At 63.7% G+C, this 22023-nt stretch carries 11 protein-coding genes and 1 pseudogene; 6 read left to right on the plus strand and 6 right to left on the minus strand.

Annotated elements, in window-relative coordinates:
* Positions 1–215: 215 nt before the first annotated feature.
* From BI327_RS36285 to BI327_RS36310, 6 genes and pseudogenes are all read right to left on the minus strand, one after another.
* Positions 216–848, minus strand: coding sequence for a hypothetical protein (locus tag BI327_RS36285; RefSeq protein ID WP_076866174.1), 633 nt, complete (start codon positions 846–848; stop codon positions 216–218).
* Between the two features lie 134 nt (positions 849–982).
* Positions 983–2710, minus strand: coding sequence for a hypothetical protein (locus BI327_RS36290; RefSeq protein ID WP_143271768.1), 1728 nt, complete (start codon positions 2708–2710; stop codon positions 983–985).
* Between the two features lie 70 nt (positions 2711–2780).
* Positions 2781–4151, minus strand: a complete 1371-nt coding sequence (locus BI327_RS36295; protein ID WP_076866176.1) for a hypothetical protein — start codon at positions 4149–4151, stop codon at positions 2781–2783.
* A gap of 657 nt (positions 4152–4808) precedes the next feature.
* Entirely contained in the window at positions 4809–5090 is a 282-nt protein-coding gene (locus BI327_RS36300; protein ID WP_076866177.1) for a hypothetical protein, read from the minus strand.
* A 401-nt stretch (positions 5091–5491) separates the two neighbouring features.
* Positions 5492–5614: a hypothetical protein gene (locus BI327_RS43630; protein ID WP_283807834.1), complete on the minus strand. Its 123-nt coding sequence runs from the start codon at positions 5612–5614 to the stop codon at positions 5492–5494.
* Between the two features lie 402 nt (positions 5615–6016).
* A pseudogene (locus tag BI327_RS36310) lies at positions 6017–6661 on the minus strand (FAD-dependent oxidoreductase); the annotation flags it as partial.
* A gap of 32 nt (positions 6662–6693) precedes the next feature.
* Between BI327_RS36310 and BI327_RS36315 the strand changes: the two are divergent.
* The 6 genes from BI327_RS36315 to BI327_RS36340 all read left to right on the plus strand — a co-directional run bounded on the left by BI327_RS36315 (position 6694) and on the right by BI327_RS36340 (position 21994).
* Positions 6694–7167, plus strand: a complete 474-nt coding sequence (locus BI327_RS36315) for an MFS transporter (RefSeq protein ID WP_076866180.1) — start codon at positions 6694–6696, stop codon at positions 7165–7167.
* A 19-nt stretch (positions 7168–7186) separates the two neighbouring features.
* Positions 7187–8500 (plus strand): alpha-amylase family glycosyl hydrolase, encoded by a 1314-nt coding sequence (locus BI327_RS36320; RefSeq protein ID WP_076866372.1) that lies wholly within the window; start codon positions 7187–7189, stop codon positions 8498–8500.
* A 116-nt stretch (positions 8501–8616) separates the two neighbouring features.
* Entirely contained in the window at positions 8617–9339 is a 723-nt protein-coding gene (locus tag BI327_RS36325) for an STN domain-containing protein (RefSeq protein ID WP_083742362.1), read from the plus strand.
* Positions 9336–9890, plus strand: coding sequence for an RNA polymerase sigma factor (locus BI327_RS36330; protein WP_076866182.1), 555 nt, complete (start codon positions 9336–9338; stop codon positions 9888–9890). The genes BI327_RS36325 and BI327_RS36330 overlap by 4 nt, the downstream gene beginning before the upstream one ends.
* 27 nt (positions 9891–9917) lie before the next feature.
* Positions 9918–10895: a FecR family protein gene (locus BI327_RS36335; RefSeq protein WP_076866183.1), complete on the plus strand. Its 978-nt coding sequence runs from the start codon at positions 9918–9920 to the stop codon at positions 10893–10895.
* A 221-nt stretch (positions 10896–11116) separates the two neighbouring features.
* Positions 11117–21994, plus strand: a complete 10878-nt coding sequence (locus BI327_RS36340) for a filamentous hemagglutinin N-terminal domain-containing protein (RefSeq protein WP_076866184.1) — start codon at positions 11117–11119, stop codon at positions 21992–21994.
* Positions 21995–22023: the final 29 nt, after the last annotated feature.

Genomic DNA, 22023 nt, shown 5'->3' on the forward strand with positions numbered 1-22023 from the left:
CACTCCTCTCGAACTTGTAAGCGTTCGTTTTCGCGTCGATGATACAATCCAGCGCGGAGCGTGCACGTTCGGTCTGATTGCCAAAGAGGAACTCCGCTGCGAAATCGGTGGTCTTGGCAAAGATCGGAGCCGTTTCTCCTGGTATGCCAAGGGCGCAATGCTCAAGATGCTACAGAAGCTCAAACACGCGCAGCCGCGAAGGACGCAGGCGATATTTATTGTACAGGCATCACCTGCAGCCGCAGGACATAGGGCTGTCCTTCATACGTCTGTTTGGCTGAGCGATTCGAGCTTGCAAGAACTGTCACGTCGAATGAACCAAAGCGGCTGACGTCGCCAACTTTTAGCTCTCGTGTCTGATCTCCGACCTGAACCTTTACAGGAAGCAGCGGTTCATTGCTCGGGATCTGAGAGGCAATCAAGCCGGCATTTTCGACCTTGAGAGTCACAGGCTGCTGGCCTGAACGAAAAGCGTTCGCTGCCACGCTGTTCTTCGACTTTATCGAAACGATCCGCTCCACCCCATTTGCCCGGTCCGTTGACCTGTACTCTACGTTCGCGGGAGTGTTGGCGACCGTCTTTTCCGGGCCGATCGTGATCTCGGACAGCGCGGATCCAAACGGGGCATCAGTTACGGCCTGAAAGTTGTTTCGAATTTTCGTCAGATCGTGCTGGAGATTGATCGTCGCTCCCTTTGTGGACGTCGCCTTGACGGTACCCGCTTGAGCTCCACGGCTCACTTCGACCTGTTCGAGCAGATCCTGTATCCGGCGGGCTTTGTCCCTATCCGCTGGATTCAACGGCGCCCCAGCAGTCGCGTCGGGACCCGAGCCAGGCACGATCGTCATTTTCCGATCTTGAGCCGGCTGTTGTTGATTGAGCCTTTGTAGAACGTCGGAAGGAGCAGTAACGGGTTGTGCGAGGATGATAACCGACTTTAGAGAGACGGCCAGTGCCCCCAGAACGGTCCAAAAACAGAATCTCATGGGCTATGACTCCCGCCCAGTTTCGGCCCGGAAAAGCCAAGATTTGACCAATTGGCAAAGTCGGCTACCTGGGCACCCATCCCATCGTCATCATCGACCTGCGCATTGACCGGCGCGGTGTCGATCTTGCCATTTCTGTTCCAATCGATCGGTTGCCCGCAAACACCTGACTTCTCGATCAGAGATTTGTTGTTGCCGACAAGGCTCGGGCCCATACCCTCTGAATAATCGAGCCGGGCCTTGCGTACCTTAGGCAGCTTTCCGTTGGTTTCAACCGCTCCCGGGGTAGCGTAGTATATCTGGGTGCAGGTTGGATATTTGGACCGGCTATCGTCGTCAATGCTGGTCCGAAGCTGCCAAGTATATGACATCAGGCTCCAATAGTTGGGCTTGTGGCGGGAATGGTTGGTCCCGCCGTGCTTTTGTCCCAGGTCGTGCCCCAGTTCGTGCGCAAACGTTTCTGCCTGCGATTGGACAGTCTGATAGGCGGTGGGGGCATCCCCCAAGGTTATCATGAAGGCCTCGCCGACCTTGGTCCCGTTGAAATCAACGTCGCTATAGCCGCTCGCGTTGTCCAGGCGCTCGCGACCCCAGACAGCATAGTGGTAGAGTCCAACCCGCTTTGGATCCAGCCGATCGTTCTTCATCTTCCAGAAGCTGCCCGTGCCCGTGCGAGGATCGTCCTGATCAACGAAATCGAGATACCGCCAATCCGGCACTGTTCCTGAGTCATCGATCACGAGGTCTATACCGTTTGCACCGTACGGATTTATGATCGGCGCATTGGCAAACATCTGCTTGACGGCGTCGAACGTGCCGGGCGACCCTCCGATTTTCGGGATTGGCTTCGTTGCCCGCGGCATCATATCGACCTGCACAAATATGATCTTCCGATAGGGATCAGCTCCCAGCGCCTTCAGATCGATGCGGCCATGCCCGTTATCGTAGCCGTTGCGTTTGGCCTCGTCCGGAATGCCGTCTCCGGCGCTGCTGATGGTTTTGGCATCCGTCGGCAACGCGTAACGGATTTCGTTACTGGATTCGCCCGCCTCGTTTGTCAGCTTCACGCTCACGGTCGTCCCGCACGGGCGAGAAATCTCCGAGACAATATGGGACAAATAGTGCCGGATGGGATATCCCAGCGTCGCCGGGTTTGCGCCGAACAGGTTGTTGTTGATGGCTTTATGCGCGCTCGAATCTGTTTCGGCGCCATCTATGAGAACCTTGGCTCCGACATCCAGGTTTGCGCCTTGAACGTAGAGGTTCACTCGAACGTTTCCGTCCTTCTCGAACGTCGCGTTGGCGAGGGTGACCTGATCCAGACGCGGCGTGGCGTTGGGTTTGTCGCTATCGACAGTAAAGCGCAGCACCGCCGATCGACCCTGGCTCGATTCAATGGCCAGCGGATGGCCCCCCGGCGCACTGTTTGGCGGTACCGAAAACATGGTGGCTCCCTGAAAAGATGGGGCAAGCTTCCTTTCAGTCGGGAGCCCGGCATCCCAAATCACCCGAGCTTTCTCCAGCCCAGAGCCTTCCAGTACGACGAGAGACCGGACGGTGCCGTGGAGCGACTGTATCGATGAAACCTTGGGGACGTCGGCTGCCAACGGCGACCGGCTGCCCAGGAGCATGCAAAGTACGGTCAGTGCAACGCACGCAGACACATGCCAGCGTTGCAATCGACCCGAGCAAATGATTTGAACCAATACAGGCTCCAGATCCATGACGCCAGGCTCCGCTACGATCGCGTCAGAAGCAGCAGCTATCTGACACATACACGATCAGACGGATGTGTCAGCGTGGGGTGCTCAACGCATCCTTCAATGTACTCGTGAGAATCTGGTTGCTTATCGCCGTACCCGATGAATTTGTCTTGCTCAGATCGGGCCGGCCAAACGCGATGATCAGCGTATTTGTGTCCTTCCGGCTCACGCTGGCAAAGGTGTTGGCCAGCGGTGCCGTAACCCGCGTCAGTTTCCACATCGGAGTGACGCTTCCGGTCGAGGTGATGTAGAAGTTGATGGTTTGCGAGATCAGATCAAGTGGATCGTAGACCTGCGGCGGTGTCTTGGGGGCGCGCATTGTTGGGCAGGTCTTCAGTTCACCTATGACGTCCTGAACCACATTCTCCAATTGGTCCATCTTGTCGTTCAAAATCTTCAACGCCGACGTTGAGGCCCCATCATTGGTGGCTCGATCGACCTCGATCTTCTCGCTGGAGACAATGGCAGCCTCGATGATCGCCTTGTTTCTGAGCTGTGTGACGTCCTTGACGCAAGCTGGGTAGCTGGCCGCAAGCACGTCCGTCACTGGCTTTACAATGTTGTTGATGTAGGTCTGCGCTTTGGTCTCCTGCTGCAAGGCGGCCTGCTTGTTGTCATCGATGGTGTGCTGTTGCTGCAATGTCGTGTCCGATGGCACCGCGAGGCCCTTCGCGCTCGAGTTCTCCTGGATTCTTTTGACATCCTCAGGGCTAAGCGCGACACTGCCGCTCGGTTTCTGACTTTTTAACCGATCGAATACCTGCTGAAGAGCTTTGTAGTCGGGCACCTGGCCGACAGGAGTGGCAGGTGGCGAACTGCCGCCAAATCCCGGGTGCGCACCGACCTTGAGTGTTCCAAACTTCACGGGCTCGAGAGCGCGATCGAACAAATCGTCAAGTTGAAGGTCGCTCTCCAGCAACAGCCCTTTTGGCGCCTGGCAGTAACCTTCGACAAGGCCGGCCCTCGACTTCTTGTCGAGTTCATCAGCCAGCTCCGAGAACGACATGAAGAATTCATAGTCCGTTGTCGAAACGGCCTCGGTCGTGATCCCGGCACCGAGGCCGAGACTGCGCGACTGCGACGTCGGGAGCGGCTCAATGAGGGTCGCACCGGGATTGAGCGAGCCGGTATCATCGACCGCCAACGTCATATGGACCTTGGCTCCCCATCCTTTGAGGAAAGAATAAGGGTTCGCATTGGGATGGCGCTTGTCCACCGGAAATTCTTGCATCTTGCGCGCAACGACCTTCCAAATGTCGCACTTGACCCGCCAAGCGACATCGTCAAGCGACACATTTGCCGCTCCATCCATCTTCGGAACGACCACGCAAGCTGCGACCAGACACGCCGGCACAACGAAACGAAAAAGCCGCATCAAACGGAACGGAGAGAACCTCGTCATATTAATCGCTCGAGAGATCGTGGGTTAAAAAGACGCCCATACCGGCCGGGCAATTCAACAAAAGAATTTCTAGTATCTTGGCCGTGCACGCCAAAAGAATGCTGCTGCGTCCGACGATGTGCCAGACACGCGCGTACACAATTGACCTAGTCCCCTGCAGGACGGAGAGTAATCAAACTTTGGCGGTTGTAAATATCAATTGTCTCTATCAGAGCGCCTTTTCACGATATCAATCGAAGAAGAGCTGTTCTGCACGCGGATCGCCGGGGAAACTCCATTTGGAGTTCTATGGTGATGGGACGTCGTGGTGATGAAGTTGGTACGTTCGGTACGAAAACAACGGCTGCTGTCTGAATGCGCAAAGTGCACCCGCAGCAAACAACAGGGGGGGCGGGTCCTAGACTAGGTAGGCAAAAACTTCCGTGGCGCCCAGACGACGTCAGTGTCTGAACGACACCAGCATGCTCGCGACTATAGGCCCACGGTTCGTGCTCTATTTTGGTGTCACCGGCAATAAAGGCCCTGATTACGTGGTGCGTCAGGCGTACCAATCCATCAAAGCTCAATACGGGGCAGCGATCGATCTCGGCATGGGCAAGCATAACAGCGTCAGGCAGTTCGCGAACGTTGTGGATATAGCGAGAGCGCAAGGCATAGCTATAGCTCACTCATCCCCTTTCTGATTTCGGCCAATATTTCCTCGAAGGTAGGTTCGCTCGCGTAATAGAGTGAACTGCTGCGCTCATAGGCGTCCGTGTACAACGCACGTGTTTCTGCTTCGCTTAAGCTGAAGGCGTCGTTCTCGGCAATGATCTGATTGTCGCTTTGGCGGAAACGCTTTCGCTTGTGCTCCCTGTATTCGGCGGGGCCGATGAAATCCTGAGCCCGCTCTTGCGCCGTCAACTGCAAGAGGTGTCGCGCGGCCAGAAATTCCTGCAAGGAAAGATGCAGGAAGCCGATGTTGCGCGGCGCTTTGTTAAACCAATGGCCCGGCCCGCTCCTCTGTGAACGAGAATATGGCCCGCGCGGCCGCCTGTGCAGCGTCTTGGTTGCCTGGTATTCGTCCGGCGACGACCGCGGATAACGCGCGCCGGCGGATCAGGCTGGTTGCAGAGTCGTGGCTGTTAGGTAGCCTTGTCCGACCAGCCCCCTCTCTTCAGATGCTCGACCTCCCAGGCGACCTGCTTGGCTTCTGTCCTGCATTTGTAGAGTTTCACGGGCGTACCATTGCGTCAGAGTGCACGTCGGCGGAGGGATGGTAGCACAAGGCGCCAGCAGGTACGCACCCGGCGTAGGTCGCCGGCTTGACTGAATTATTCGGGAGGCCAGCGCTTATGCAGTCAGGGACTTTCTTTGTACATGCGCTCGAGTTCGATCAGATTTTCGATATCAAAGTCGGTGAACGCCTGGACACCGTCCTCTCCGACGCCAAAGACCCAGATCGCGCCGTTCTCGATCTCCATTTCATTGGGGACGTCCCGCAGCCAGTCCTGATCTACGCCAAGACCTTTTCGAGCCGCCGATAAAGAGCGTATGAACGGCGGCTTTTGACGAGCTACAAAGGGTCCGAGTTGCGAGTTAGGCTGCTTTCCAGTAGGAAAACAGGGCTTCGAAAATAGTGGGTCTCGCGATGTAGCGGACCCCCGCTACCATGTGTTCCCGACGCGAGGCTTTTGAGTGGGTGGATATGAGCGGTATCGCTCTCCCGCTACCGAGCGCGGCAATCTGTCCGCCGATCTGCGATCTTCCACGATTGTTTAACTGCTGATGGCAGCGGCTGGAGAGCCCCGGCGCGAATTGCATCGGCAGAGCGGAGCAGATCGGAGGATTGGCCGCTTCCGGCGTTAGGCGAACTTCGAAGCTCGTTATTTCAGATCGCCCTTTAATGCCTTCAGGACCGCTTCATCGGCTTGCATTTGCGATACACGGCGTCGTCCGGGCCAGGACTGGACCCCCGGAAGTGCGCGCTCCAGGGTAATGAAATGCAAGACGAGCCAAATCAGGACTCGCCGCAACCGATGCGCAATTCGACCACCAAGGACGAAGAGGACCTGATGGTCGTCGGCGTCGAGCGGAAATAGAGCGGCAAAGCGTCCTACTGCGACCGCCTGCGCGAAAGTCGAATAGCTGAACGGTGGAATCTCCTCGCCGCGCGTCCGCGCAATCACCTGCTCCGCAGCGTAGACCCCCGAAACCGCCGCCGTGAGCGCTGATGGCCGGTAAGGCGCTCCCGTTGTCGGCGCCACCGGGCGGGCGCTATCGCCAGCCGCGACAATAAAGGGATGCGAGATGGAGCGGAGGTCGGCACCAACTAAGGTACGATCGCGTTCGTCGCAGGAGATACCGGCTTGTTGTGCAATGGCCGGAGCACGCATGCCGGCCGCCCATACGCAGTAATCGAATGGAAGGAGGCGTCCGCCGTCCGTCATGGCTCCATCCCGGCGAACTTCCACGACACGCTCGTCGTCGATCAGTTGGACGCCGAGCCTGGCGAGGTCGCGGCGCAGAACGCGTTGGACCCGACCGTTCTGAAAATCGCCGGTTGCTGGCGGCGAGCCTGAATGCGCGGCTTGGCACGCGCCGCGCCATCATCGTTCAGATAGCGATGACGGTCGTGCTGCTGACCATGGTGCTCGGCACGACGCCGGACAGGATGATCTTCTTCTGGCCGCATGACCCCGGCGCACAGCCGCTGTGGAGCGGACCGGTTTTTCGAACCCTGCCCGAGGTCGCCTTCATGCTGCTGTCGGGATTGATGACGGCGTTCGCGATGGCCTCGATCGCGTCGGGGCGGGCCATGATCGTGCAGATCGTGCCGCCGATGCGCGTCGGCGCCTATTTCGGGCTGTTCGGCCTGACCGCCAGCACGACGGTCTGGATCGCTCCGATGCCGGTCGGCATCCTGACGGCGCGCTTTCAATCGCAGGCTGTCGGTCTCGTCCCGATCGCCGTGCTGTTGACCCTCGGCGCGATCGGCATGAACTTCGTCAGGGGTGGCGACCGGCTCGAAGAGTGAACCTGGGTTGGAGGAGCGCGTGAGCAACTGGATCGAGCACGCCGTCTGGTGGCATGTGTATCCGCTCGGCTTCGTCGGCGCTGAACGGGAGGCCGGCGCGTGTGCCGGCGTCGCGCATCGTCTTGAGCACCTCGTCCGGTGGCTCGATTACGCCGTGGAACTCGGGGTATCCGGTATCCTGCTGGGGCCGATCTTTGCCTCATCGACCCATGGCTACGATACGATCGATCATTTCCTGATCGACAGGCGGCTTGGGGACGATGCGGACTTCGATGCATTCGTCGAAGCGGCCCGGCGCCGTGGCCTGCGCATCATCCTTGATGGCGTGTTCAACCATGTCGGCCGTGATTCGCCGCACTTCCTGCGCGCCATCACCGGCGGTCCGCGATCATCGGATGCGTCGTGGTTCCACCTGACCTGGCCGCCGGACGGCAAGGAGCCTGATTGCGCGGTCTTCGAAGGTCACCACCAGCTTGTGACACTCAACCATCACGAGCCCGCGGTCGTCGACTATGTCATCCGGGTGATGAATCACTGGCTAGATCGCGGCGCCGATGGCTGGCGCCTCGACGCGGCCTATGCCGTGCCGCGGCAATTCTGGCAGCGCGTCCTGCCTGCGGTTCGCGCGCAGCATCCCGACGCATACGTCTTCGGCGAGGTGATCCACGGCGACTATGCCGGCTTCGTCGACGAGACCGGCGTGGATGCCGTCACGCAATACGAGCTTTGGAAGGCGATCTGGAGCGCCCTGAACGATCGCAACTTGCATGAGCTCGCATGGGCCCTCGCGCGGCACAATGCGATGATCGATCGGTTCGTGCCGCAGACATTCATCGGCAATCACGACGTCACGCGGATCGCGAGTCAGCTCCTGGACGAACGGCATATCCCGCACGCGCTGGTCATTCTCATGACCTGCGGCGGCACGCCCTCGATCTATGCGGGCGATGAACAGGCGTTCCGTGGAATCAAGGAGCGCCGCGCAGGAGGCGACGACGCGATCCGTCCGGCCTTTCCGGTGGCACCAGCTGAACTGGCATCGTTCGGCTGGCGGGTCTACCGGCTACATCAGGAACTGATCGGACTGCGGCGGAGGCATCCATGGCTGCATCGGGCCAAGTCCCGGATGATCGAGCTCCGCAATACGGACCTTGTCTTCGAGGCCTTCGACAACGGCAATCGGCTATGGGTTGCGCTGAACCTGGCCGATGCAGCGGTGGCACGTACCATCGACGCCGCCGTCGACAGGCTCGCGGGATCAGTTGCGCTGCGCAGGGCAGGCGCAAAGACCGCGCTCACGCTGCCACCGCACGGGTGGGCTATCCTGGGCTAGGCGCCGAGCGCCATTGGGGGGGCCTCGACGTCTTCGCCCTTTCAGTGACTGTCGTCTCGCTGTCACAAGCTGACGCTACCTAGCTCGCCGAATCCTGTCCTTGGATTCCGCGAAAGATGGCAATGGTGTTGCGTTTCCCGCAGGCGGGGCGGGCGCTTCGTTTCTGGGGGATGCGAACGGTGATCGGCTTAGCGGCGCTGGTCGCTGCCGGTACTCCGCAGGTGGCATTGACGGCTGAAGCGGTCGTCGAATTCGATATTCCGTCCCAGCCGCTCGATACCGCGCTCAGCACATACGGCGCGATCACGCGCATTCAGCTTTTGTTCGATCCCGGTCTCACCGACGGACGGCGCGTCAACCGGCTGAGGGGAGTCTTCACGCCCGAGGCTGCACTCCAGCAATTGCTTTCGGGCACCGGTCTTGCTGCGCGCATGATCGGCGAGCAGGGCTTTACTCTCGTGGCGGATGAGCCACCGGCCGGCGCCGCCGAGGTTTCGCCATCGGTGCGTCGTTTCAACACGTTTTCGGCATCGGTGCAGGGTGCGCTGCGCGCCGCATTGTGTCGTGATCGGGAGACCGAGCCAGGATCATATCGCATGCTGGCGCAGCTGTGGATCGGACCGTCAGGCACGACGGATCGCGTGGAATTGGTGACCTCGTCCGGTGACGATCGTCGCGATGCCCTGCTGCTGGCGAGTATTCGCGGGTTGGCGATCGGAGCATCGCCGCCCGGCGATCTCCCGCAGCCGGTCACCTTGCTGGTGACGCCTCGAGGAAAAACGGCGGGATACTGTTCGCAGCCATCGCCGTCCGGCCGCGGGCGCGAGACCCGGAGATGAGCGAGCTGTTCCTGGCGCTGCGCCGGCTTCTGGTCGACGACTATCACGGCTTGAAGGAACGGCTTGGCCGGCGCTTCGGTTCGTTCGATTTCGCGACCGAGGTTCTCCATGAGGTATGGCTGCGGCTTCAGCGTGCCGACGCCGGTACGGCCGCAACCGTGGTCAAGAATCCAAGGTCCTATCTTTACCGCGTCGCGCTTAATATCGCCGCCGACCGCCGGCGCTCGGATCGCTCGCGGCTCGCGGCGGCCGATGTCGAGGCCATTCATCAGCGGGCGCAGGATGATCTCGATCCGGCGCGCATCACCGAAGCGCGGCTCGAACTCGCCGCCCTTGCGCAAGCCATCAATGCCATGCCGGAGCGCCGGCGCGCGATTTTCGTCGCCGCACGCCTGGAGGGCCTGCCATACAAGATGATTGCCGCCCGCCTGGGCGTCACGGTGCGGGTGGTCGATCGCGAGTTGGCCATCGCGCTCGAGCATCTCGGCAAGATCTGGGAAAAAGCAAATGCCGCGGGAGGAACCGGCGGCCAGGGACCGTCTAGGACATGAGGCCATTGTTTTGAGACGGATTGAACCATGACGACGCCTGACCGAGATCCGGCAGAGCTGCGGACGGAAGCGCTCGACTGGCTGCGCCGGTTGAACAGTGGCGAGGCCACGTCCGCCGACGCGGAGGCGCTTGATCGGTGGAAGACCAGCAGCCCGGCGCATGCCGCGGAATTCGCCAAGGCAGCCCTGTTCTGGAATGTTCTCGGCGATGCCGCCCGCAAGGCCGAGGCCGACCGGGCCGCTTCAGTGTCAGCGTTGCATTCAGAGCGGCAATTCGCCCGGCGCGGCTTTCTGGTCGGCGGAGCGGCGCTTGCCGCATCGGCCGCGGGCGCACTGGTGCTCCGGCCGCCACTCGAATTGTGGCCATCTGTCGCAGAGCTCGCTGCCGATTACAGGACCAGGACAGGCGAGCGGCGGCAGATCGAGATTGAGAAGCTCGCCGCGATCGAGCTCAACACGCGTACCAGCCTTGATCGACAGGCGCTCGCTGACGGCGGCGTCCGGGTCGAACTGATCGCCGGAGAAGCCGCCGTGTCCACCCATGGCGGCGCGGATCGTGAACTGGTGATGATCGCCGGCAACGGCCGTGTCGCTTCGCGCGAGGCATCGTTCAACATTCGCAAGGACGGCGCTTCGGTGGGCGTCAGTTGCGTTGGCGGGACGGTGACGGTGAGCTGCCAGGGCAAGGAGATTGCGATCCGAGCGGGACAGCATGTCGCCTACGGGCCGCAGGGTGCAGGAGACGTCACGTCCATCGACCCCGACACGGTCGTTGCCTGGCAGCATGGCCTGCTGGTGTTCCGGCGCGTTCCCCTGGCCCAGGTGATTGACGAGGTCAATCGCTATCGGTCCGGTCGCGTGATCCTGCTCGATACGATGCTCGGTCGACGCCAGGTGGTCGCAAATTTCCGCATCGATCGGATCGAGGACGTCGTCGATTTCATATCGAAGGCGATGGGGATCCGGATCCGATCGCTACCGGGTGGTGTCGTGCTGGTCGGCTGAAATCCCGGCGCGAATTTTCACATCATTGTCGCACAAAAAATATTCGCACCGGGCCGGTAGATTCCATGATCGGCATCCGTCTTCGCGGTGGATCGGAAAAATCGATATCGCCGAGAGGACCAGGAATGCCCCATCGTCAATCCGCCCGGAGCCGTGCGCGCCGCAGGTCCGTCACGGTGTCCTCGCGCTCGATTTTCGTCGGGCAGGGACAGAGGCGCGCATTGCTGGCCGGAACCAGCGTGCTTGCATTGATGCTGGCCGGCATTGGCGGTGCGGCGGCACGGCCGTTTGGCAGCGGCGCCGGCGGCGGCGCGATGTCGGCACCGGCCATCGCCAGCGATGCCGCGACTGCTGCGGCCCAGCAGGCGACTGAGGCTGCAAAGCAGAGTCAGGGCGCGCTGACACGGGCGACGCAGGCGATCCAGGCCTTGCAGGCCGCACAGGCGGCTGCCCGTGGTGCCGCGGCTTCTGTGCAGCGCTCGAGCTCGCTGCCCCAGGTGGTGGTACCAAACGGGCTTGCGGCGGGCGGGCTTCAGGTCGCGCCGGGGGCGGTGCCGGGCTCCAGCCTGTGGAAGGGCGCTGATCTGCCGGTTCAGTCGGCAAGCGGCGGCCAGACCACGGTCACCATCAATCAAACCGCACCGCAGGCCCTCCTGAACTGGCAGACCTTCAACGTCGGCAGTCAGACCACCGTCAACTTCAACCAGCAGGCCAATAGCTGGACCGCGTTCAACCGCGTGGTCGGCAATGCCGGACCAAGCCAGATCCTCGGGCGCGTCAACGCGCCGGGACAGGTGCTCGTCATCAATCAGAGCGGCATCATCTTCGGCGGCGCAAGCCAGATCAATGTCGGCTCAATGGTCGCATCGACCGCAGGGATCACCGATCAGAAATTCCTCGCCAACGGAATCTATTCGACCCAGAGTGGTTCGAACTATCTGCCGAGCTTCAGTGGCGCCGGCGGCAAGATCGTGGTGGAAGCCGGTGCATTGATCACCACCAGCGCGCCGACCTCGGTCACATCGGGCGGCGGCTTCGTGGCGCTGCTTGGCAGCGCGGTCGATAACGCCGGATCGATCACGACGCCGAAAGGCCAGGCGCTGCTGGCGGCGGGTGATGACTTCATCCTGCGGCCCGGTCTCGGCACCACCGCCAACCAGGTCTCCACCACCCGCGGCAGCGAAGTGGCGCCGATCATCCGTGCAGGAAGCGCAAGTGGTGCGGTCGGCAATACCGGGCTGATTCTCGCCCAGCAGGGCGACATCACGCTCGCCGGGCATGCGATCACCCAGAACGGCGTTCTGGTGTCGACCACCTCGGTCAATCAGCGCGGCACGATCCATTTGTTGAACTCCACCTCGGATGCCGGCGGTACAGTGACGCTCGCCGCGGGCAGCCTCACCACGATCCTGCCCGAGCTCGACTCCGCGGAGACTGCGCTCAACTCGCAGCGTGACGCGCTGATTGCCGACTCGGCGACGCAAAACGCGGTCCGCGCCACACAGAATCTCGGCCAGTTCGACAACCTGTCCCGCCTTGCGGATCGTGAGGATCGGTCTCGGGTCGAGATCGTGACCGGCGGCCTGGTCGATTTCCAGAACGGGTCGCTGACGCTGGCGCCTGGCGGTCAGGTGGCGGTCTCGGCCGGCAAGCGGGTGTTCGCCGAGACCGGCGCCGTCATCGATGTGTCGGGTGTCCGCGACGTGCTGCTTCCGATGTCGGCCAACGCCATCAAGGTCAACATCCAGGGCAACGAGCTGCGTGACTCGCCGCAGAACCGCGACGGCGGGGCGCTGATCAACAAGAATGTCTGGATCGATGCCCGTGATCTCACCTTGGTGCCCGCCGGCACCGGCGGCTACGCATCCGATCGCTACTATACCGCAGGCGGTCTGCTCGAAGTCGGTGGCTATCTCAACAACTCCGGCCACAAGATCGGCGAGTGGGCCGCGGTCGGCGGTGACGTCACACTGTCCGCACCGGAGGTGGTTGCCCAGCAGGGGTCGATCTTCAATGTATCCGGTGGGTCGGTGCAGTACCAGGGCGGATACCTGCCGCAGACCTATCTGCTCGGCCGTGACGGCCGCAGCTACAACATCAACGACGCGCCGTCCGACCTGACCTATGCGACGGTTGCGAGCGGCTTCGTGGTCAATCACAAGCACTGGAACGTCGTCGAGGTCTATCTCAGCCCGTTCGGCAGATCGAACATGCGCTGGGAGGATGGCTACACGATCGGCCGGGACGCCGGCCGCCTGACCTTGTCAACGCCGACCTCGGTATTCGAGGGCGCTATTCTTGCCGACGTGGTCGATGGGCAACGGCAAATTGCCGCGCGTCCTGCCAACGTCACCGATGGCTACAAGTTGACGCAGAACACGGCGCCGCTGGCCGGTGCGCTGCAGCTCGGACTCTATGACGCGCGCGGGCTGGTCAACGCGGCCACGACGGACGTCAAGTTCGGCAACTTAGCGTCGATCTCGGCAGGGCTCGATCCGGCCGCAGCGATTCCGCTCGATCGGGTCAATACCGGCTGGTTCGATGCCGCGACGATCAACGCGTCCGGACTGGGCGGGCTGAGCGTCGCCGCGAAACGCTCGATCTCGACCGAAGCACCGCTGACCTTTGCGCGCGGTGCGCAGGTCGAGCTCATCGCACCTGTCGTCGATATCAAGGCCGATGTCACCGCGCGCTCCGGCAGCGTCAGCGTGACCAATATTCTCAGGCCGGATGCAGCCGCACTGACGCCGATCGTCCTGACGACGCCCGACGGGCTCGCCCAGTTGAACCTGCATGCCGGCGCGACCATCGATGTGCGCGGATTGTGGACCAACGCGCTCAGTTCGCCGGACGATCTCTCCGGGCTCGCTTTCGTCAACGGAGGCAGTGTCAGCTTCAATTCGACGCAGGGCGTCACGCTGGCAAGCGGCAGCAGCATCGACGTGTCGTCCGGCGCCGCGGTTCCGCTGAACGGCAAGACGCGAGGCGGCAAGGGCGGCGATGTCACCCTGGTTGCGGACGATCGTTCGGTTGGCGGTCCCACCGCGGGTGGACGGCTGGTCCTCGACGGGCAGATCGACGGCTACGGGGTGAACGGTGGCGGCAAGCTCGTGATCGGCAGCGGCCCGGCGATCGTGATCGGGGGCAAGGCCCTGGCGACCGATGGCGTGCTGGGGGCCGGCGAGAAGGCGCCGGTCCCGCTGCTGCTCGCGGAACAGATCATCATCCCGGCCGGCGGACGCGTTCCGTTCGATTACAACGAGACCATTACCAGTCTCGCACCAGGAGACTTCGCCGCGGTCGCCGTGAAGATGAACGCGAGCAGGGAAAACCCGCTGACGGTGGGGCCGAGCGGCTGGACCGTTCCGGCCGGTACGATCTATTACGATGTCAATTATATGCCCTATGCCGGTGGCACGCGTATCGCGCCGGGCACCAGGATATTTCCCGGAGACCAGGCCAAGCTCCCGGCGGGCTTCACCTTCACGGCCGGCGAGTTTCCGAACGGCATCCCGCTTGCGGCGACCCAAATCACCTTCGCAGCCGGCGACATTGCGCCGGTTCAGCTGCGCTTCGCCGTCGGCACGACGATCCCGGCCGGCACCGTCGCCTCTCGCGCCTTTGCGGTCGCCGCGCTGACCGAGCTCGGCACCGGTCTCTTCCAGACCGGATTCTCGAGCTACGACATCAATGGTCATCAGGGGCTTCTGGTGGTCGATCACGCCGCGATCGATGTCACCGTGCCGGTGTATCGCTTCGGCACGGCGGCCTTCACGGCGCCAACGGGGTCCGATCCGACTTCGGCCCTGCAGCTCTGGCTTCCGCCGGTCAACCTGGAGGACCCGGTCAACGGCCGCATGACGCGCCGCGCCGGCGCCGACCTCGTGCTGCAGTCGAACCTCGATCAGTCGAGAGGCATGATCGCGATTGGCACCAACGCGACCATCACGGTTGATCCCGGACATGCGATCGCCTTGCGAAGCCCGGGCCAGATCAATATCGACGGCCGCCTGACCGCTGCCGGCGGCCGGATCGATGTCCTTCAGAACGGCAGTCCCGGTGATCCCTATATCGGGGCGCGATCGATCTGGCTCGCCGACAATGCCGTGCTCGACGTCGCGGGGCAAAGCGCCGTGGCGATCGATCGCTCCGGTCGGCGCTATGGCTTCGCGGACGCCGGTGGCAGCATCACGCTCGGCGACGACAGCGAGGCTCCCGGCGCGGTCGCACCGGCCGGCAACGGCTTTGTCATCCTGCGGCCCGGCGCGCGTCTCGACGCCTCCGGCGCCAGTGCGGTCATCGATGTGGTCGATGCCGGGTCCGGTTCGAACTCCGTGCATCCGGTCACGCTCGCAGGCGCAGGCGGCAGCATCGCCATCAGTGCGTTGAGCGGCTTCTATCTTGATGGCACCATGACGGCACGCGCCGGCGGCGAAGGTGCTGCCGGCGGCACGCTGTCGCTGGCCCTGGTGACCCCGAGCTACGCCAATCCGCTCGGTCGGCCGGCTCCGAACGAGGTGCGCAAGTTCCGTATCCTGGAGGTCGCGGAGCAGGCGGGCGCAAGCGGCCTAGCGCCGGATCTGGTGTGGGGTGCGCGTGACCCGGCCCTGCAGTTCGGGCACGGCCGTATCGGCGCCGACCAGGTCGCGGACGGCGGCTTCGCCAACCTTCGCCTCTACTCGGAGACCATCGCATTCGACTGCGACGTCCAGCTCGCGTTGCCGCAGAGCCTCAGGATTTACGGCAATCTCGTCGCCAAGGGAGGCAACGAACGGATCGGCCTCGCCGCGCCCTACGTCTCATTCGGAAGCGTCTCGTTCTCGCCGGGCGAAGGGGCGTTCGAGCCCCGTCCGGGCAGCGTCACCGGCGACAGGCAACCCGGCTTCGGTACGGTGCCGAGCACTCAGCCGGCCAAGACGGGCACCGCGCAGCTGACGGTGAATGCCGATCTCGTCGATCTCGCCGGCTCTTTCGAGCCGCTCAACAGGGCGCTCACGCAGGCGGACGGCTCGACACCGGTGCTGACCAGCATCGCCGGCATCGATCAGGTCCGCGTGGTGAGCCGAGGCGACATCCGGGTCACCGGCAACACCTACGGCTCCCGTACGCTCGAGCTCGACGCCGCGCAGATCTATCCGGTCAGCAATGCCAAGGTGTTCCTCGCGGCGAGCGAGCTCGTGCGGTTCGGCCGCACCACGTCAGATGCGCCGGCGCTGCCGTTCTCGGTGTTCAGCCGGCTCACGGTCTACGGCAAGACGATCGAGCAGGGCGGCATCGTGCGTGCGCCGCTCGGAACGATTGTTCTCGGCGGCCCGGCATTGGACGCAAAGAAGCTGGTCGGCGTCGAGCAGCTCGACCTGCTGCCCGGCAGCATCACGTCGGTGAGCGCCGCGGGGCTCGCGATGCCGTATGGCGGCACCGTCGACGGCATCGTCTACAATTACAACGGAACCGCAGTGACGCAGGCGCTGAATGGCGTCGACGGGTATGGCCAGGTCGTGGGTGGCATCAGCCTGTCTGGCCCCGCGGTGACGGTGGCCAGCGGTGCGCTGCTCGATCTCTCCGGCGGCGGTCAGCTGCTCGGCGCCGGCTTCATCAGCGGCCGTGGCGGCTCGGTCGATGCGCTGCTCAATCCGCTCGCCGCAGCCAATCCGGGCAACAGCTACAGTAGCTCCAAGAACCAGGTATATGCGATCGTTCCGAGCGCGAGCGCGGACTATGCGCCGATCGTGCCGGCAAGCCAGGGGGCGGCGCCTTCCATCGGACAGCGCATTACAATCGGAGGCGGGGTGCCCGGCCTTGCGGCGGGGACATACACGCTGATGCCGGCCTCGTATGCGCTGCTGCCCGGCGCATTCCGCGTCGAGCTCGGCGCGTCGACCCAGCCCGGAGGCAGCGCGGTCGCGTTGCCGAACGGCTCCTATGTGACGACGGCCTATGGCAGCGTCGCCAACACCTCGATCCATGGCAGCCAGCCCAATCTGGCCGTGATCACGCCGGGCGCCACGGTGCGCAGCTATTCGCAGTACAACGAGCAGGACTATACGAGCTTCATGCTGGCAACCGCCGCGCGCACCGGACAGCCGCGGCCGAGCCTGCCTGCCGATGCCGCCACGCTGCAGCTTATTCTGGCGGCGCAACCGTCGGGCGGCAGCCCATCGTTTTCGTTTGCTGGGCAGGCATTGTTCACGCCGGGCAGCGGCGGCTATGGCGGCACAGTCAGCGTCGACACCGATCAATTTTCGCGTCTGGAGATTCTCGGCGCCAACTCGACGCCGACAGCCGGCTTCGCCTCGCTGCGCGCGGCCGATCTCGATGCGATCGGCGCCGCCAGGATTTCGCTCGGCGGCGGCCAGCGGCTCTATCTCGACCTTGGCTACGTGGGGACCTACGGTTTCGCCACCACGGTGCTGGTGCGCGGCGACGCGGTCCTGCACGCCCCTGAGGTGTTCATCACGGCCGGCGCCGGCGGCATTCGGATCGAGGACGGCGCTCGCATCGACACCATCGGCGCCGGTGCTGCGACGGTGATGCCGTCGAGCGACGGCTTCGCCTATAGCGTCGGCCAGAACAGCATCGTCGTCTCGAATGGCTGGGTCGACATGCCGCAGTTTGCGACCGGTGGTGATGTTGCCGGCGGCATCACGGTCGGCGCCGCTACCATCGCGACGGAAGGCACGCTTGCCTTCGGCGTCCAGAAGGGAACACTGGCGATCGCCGACGGCATGCGCTACGGCGCGCGCTATCTCTCGCTCGCGATGCCGAACGTGAACATCGGCGATGCGGCGGCGATCGCAGCGGCACGCGCCGCCGGCGTGTTGCCCGACGGGCTCGTGCTGAACCAGAACGTGTTCGGACGTCTGCTCGCCGGCAACGCCGTGACCGGCGCTCCCAAGCTGGAGAGCCTGATCCTTTCCGCGCAGTCTTCGATCAATTTCTACGGCTCGCTCAATCTGTCGACGATCGACCCTGTGACCGGCCAGTCCAGCCTGCGTTCGCTGGTGCTCAACACGCCGGCGATCTATGGACTCGGCACCGCCGGTGACGCCGCGACGCTGACCACCGGACAACTTGTCTGGAACGGCATTAATGACGGTGCCGTGCGCGCCGGTAGAAACGGGCCGCAGAGTGTGCCGCCGGGTGCGGTCATCGCGGGTGGCGCCGGCACCGGCCATGGCACGCTCAACATCGTCGCCGATGAGGTCGTGTTCGGTTATCTCAGCAAATCCAGGCCGGACACCCAGGTGACGCTGGACCGCCTGGCGCTCGGCTTCTCAACAGTCAATGTCACGGCGCAGAGCCGGATCACCGCGAACAACGGCAACTCATTGTCGGTCTATGAGAGCCAGGGCGCCTATCAGACCGGCGTGGGGTACAGCTACAGCGGCGGCAACCTCAATCTGATCACGCCGGTGCTCACCGGCGATTCCGGTTCCGTCAATCGCATCACCGCCGGCGGTGCGCTCAACGTGACCGGCACCGGCGCTGCGGCGGCAACGAGCGCGGCGGCGTTCGGCGCCGAGATCGGCCTGACCGGCGGCACCGTCGCGATATCGAGCGCCGTCGTGCTGCCGAGCGGCAAGCTGACGGTCTCTGCCGATGGCGACATCGTCTTGAGTGACGCTGCGCGGATCGATGTCGCGGGGCGTACCGTCGGCCTGCTCGACGCGGTGCGCTACAGCTGGGGCGGCGACGTGACGCTCGAAAGCACCCACGGCAACATCACGCAGGCGGCCGGATCCGTCATCGACGTCTCGGCGGTCAACAACCGCGCCGGATCCTTGTCGGTGACCGCACTCGACGCCGCGGCCGGACATGTGGTGCTGGCCGGTTCGCTCCGTGGCAGCACCTCGGGGCATTATGACGCCGGCGGCACGATGGTGCCGTTCCTCGCCGGCAGCATCGACGTACGCGCGCAGACCATCGACGATTTCACCGGGCTGAACCAGCGGCTCACGGCCGCCGGCGTGACCGGCGCGCGCAACTTCCAGATCAAGCAGGGCGATCTCGCCATCGGCGACGAACTGGTGGCGAACAGCATCAGCTTGTCGGTCGACGGCGGCCGCCTGACCGTCAATGGCCGGATCGACGCCAGCGGTGAGCGGGTCGGCACCATCAGGCTTGCGGCGCGCGACGGCTTGACGCTCGGCGCTGGCTCCGTTCTCGATGCACATGGCACGGTGCTTCGCGTCGACAGCTACGGCCAGCCGATTGATGCGCCGAACCGGGCCGTGGTCGAATTGACCACGACACAGGGCCGGCTCAGCCTGACGCCGGGCGCGCGGATCGACGTGCGCTCGGCGGACAATGTCGCGCGCGGCACGATAGAGCTGAGCGCCCCGCGGCTCGGTGGCGCGGGTGGCAGCGGCGACGGCGCCAATGACGTGGCGATCGATGCGGCAGGTCCGGTGACGATCGCGGGCGCGCGCAGCATCGCGGTCAATGGCTTCCGCACCTACCGGCCGGCCGACGGCATCATCAACCAGGATTTGATGGATACCGTGCATACGTCCAGCACCGCGTTCATCACCGCGGCGCTGGCGAATACTGACCTGCAGAATCGTCTCGGCGGCCTGCGTGCCTATGCCGATGCATTCCATCTGCGCCCTGGCGTGGAGATCACGAGCGCGACGCCGGACGGCGACCTGACGATATCAGGCGATATCGACCTGTCGCGCTATCGCTACGACAGCCTCAACCCGAACACCGCGAAGACCGGCATCGACGGCTCCGGCGAGCCCGGCCGCCTGGTGATCCGCGCCGGCGGCAACCTGAATGTGTTCGGCAATGTCAGCGACGGCTTCGGCGCGGCGCCGCTGCCGCTCGCCGTCGACGGCCAGACGACGCCGGAGGTCGCGCGGCTTCTGGTCAAGGGCACCCAGCCGAACGCAAGTGACGTCGTGATTCCGCGCGCCGGCGTGGTGATCGCCGACGGCACCCTGTTCCCAAGCGCCGGCGTGCTGAACTACGACCTGCCGGTGCAGGCATTCACGTTGGCGGCGAACATGGTCCTTCCCGCCAACGCTCCGCTGCAAAGCGCGCTGACACTGCCTGCCGGCACGGTGCTGCGCGCGGATGTGCTCGATGCCTCCGGCGCAGTGATTTATACGCGCGGCACGCTGCTGCGGCAGGATACCATGCTGCCCGCCGGTACGATCCTTGGCGCCGGCACCCGGTTTGCTTCGGACATCGCCGTCGGTCCGATGGTCTGGCCGAAGAATGTGCCGCTGCCGGCCAGAATGACGCTCAACGGTGCGCTCACGCTGCCGGTTGGCGCCATCATCCCGGCGGCGACGGTCGTCAAGTTGCCCGATGATGCGAGCTTCGTGAAACTGCGTGACGATCCGACCCCGAGCGGGATCTGGGCCGCAGCGCCAATGCTGCCCGAGGGATCGCAATCATGGTCGTTGCGCCTCGTCGCCGGCGCCGACGTGACTGCCGCCGACAGCCGCGCATTGCGGCCGCGCAGCGCCAAGGCGGGAAGCCTGGTGCTCGCCGATTCTTCGGTCATGGCCGTCATTTCGACCCAGCCCGCAGGCTGGGTCTGGTCGGATACGGGCGACGGCACCAATCCATTCGGCACGCCGGGGCAGGCGGGTGATCCCGACATCTGCTCCATCCTTCCCGACTACTGCGTGTGGAATCCCGGCGGCGTTACCGCCCAGACGCAGTTCCTGGTGCCGAGCGTGGTGCGCACGGGGACCGGCGATCTCGAACTGCTGAGCGGCTCCGACCTGAAGGTCCGCACATCGTTCGGCATCTACACGGCCGGCACACAGTCGCCGGCAATCCTGGCGGCGGATGGCTCGAATCCATACGACCTGCCGCGCGGCCGGCCGTTGGGCACACCTGTCCTCGGAAACACCGGCGCCTCGTATGAGGGACTGGTCAACGGCCAGGCCAGCAGTGTCTATCACGCCTGGTATCCCGAAGGCGGCGGCAATCTGCTGGTGGCGGCGCAGGGCAATTTGACCGGCATGTCGAGCAACCCGATGGGTGTGCAGGACGGCAATCCCGGCAACTGGCTCTGGCGTCAGGGCGGCAACATCAGCGGCCAGCAGACCGCGTGGTGGATCAATTTCGGCACCGTCGCACTTCCGCAGCCGCGCGATCCGGATAACACCCCGCTGGCCCTTGTCGGCTTCACCGGCTTCGGCACGCTTGGCGGCGGCAACGTCACCGTGCAGGCCGACGGCGATGCCGGCGTTCTGGCGACGCAGAGCAGCACCAACAATGTCACGAGCTCGACTGCGCTGAACATCACGGTCGGCTCGACCGGGCGCATCACGCCGAACGGGCAGCTGATCCTGACCGGTGGCGGCGACATGCAGGTCAAAATCGGAGGTCGGCTCAACCCGCTGGAGCCGACGCTGATCACCACGAAGGTCACGAGTGAAACCAGCGGTGTGCTGACCAACCTGCGCGGCCTGATCGATCTGCAGGCGGGCACGATTGGTGGCGTCAGCCTGACGTATGGCGCGAAGCTTGCCGCCGATCCGCGCTGGCCGGATCCGTCGACCGCCAACAAGGGCATCGGCTTCGGCGGCCCGCTGGTGATCCCGGGCGATGCCGTGGTCGATTTGTCGGCGCGAGGCGATCTGGTGCTGGCCGGCGCGGCCGATCCGGGGCGGGTGACGCAGCAGAACACCACGAGCTATTCGGTCAACGGTGTTGCGCACGATGGCGGTGGCACCACCTGGTTCACGCTGTGGCGTAACGAGACAGCGATCAACCTGGCTTCCGCCGGCGGCAATCTCGTTCCGACAACGCAGAACATCCTTTCGGCCGGCACCATTGATGCGGCCACCGATCGAGCCTTCATCTATCCACCGACGCTGACCGCGCTCGCCGCCAGCGGCAGCATCTACTATGGCGGCTACGACACTGTGCCGACCATCCCGCCGCCTCCGCTCACGCTGGCGCCGTCGCCGATCGGACAGCTCGAACTGCTGGCCGGCCGCTCGATCTATGCCAACGGCTATGCGATCAACATTTCGGGTGCCGATCTGAGCGGGCTGCGGGCCGCGACATCGTCGGTCTCGGCACGCCGGTCGGTACGTCAGAGACGGAAGCCAATGCAACACGGACCAGCAACCTGATTTTCCACACCGGCGACAACGATATCTCG

It is taken from the genome of Bradyrhizobium mercantei (assembly GCF_001982635.1).
Classification (GTDB): Bacteria; Pseudomonadota; Alphaproteobacteria; order Rhizobiales; family Xanthobacteraceae; genus Bradyrhizobium; species Bradyrhizobium mercantei.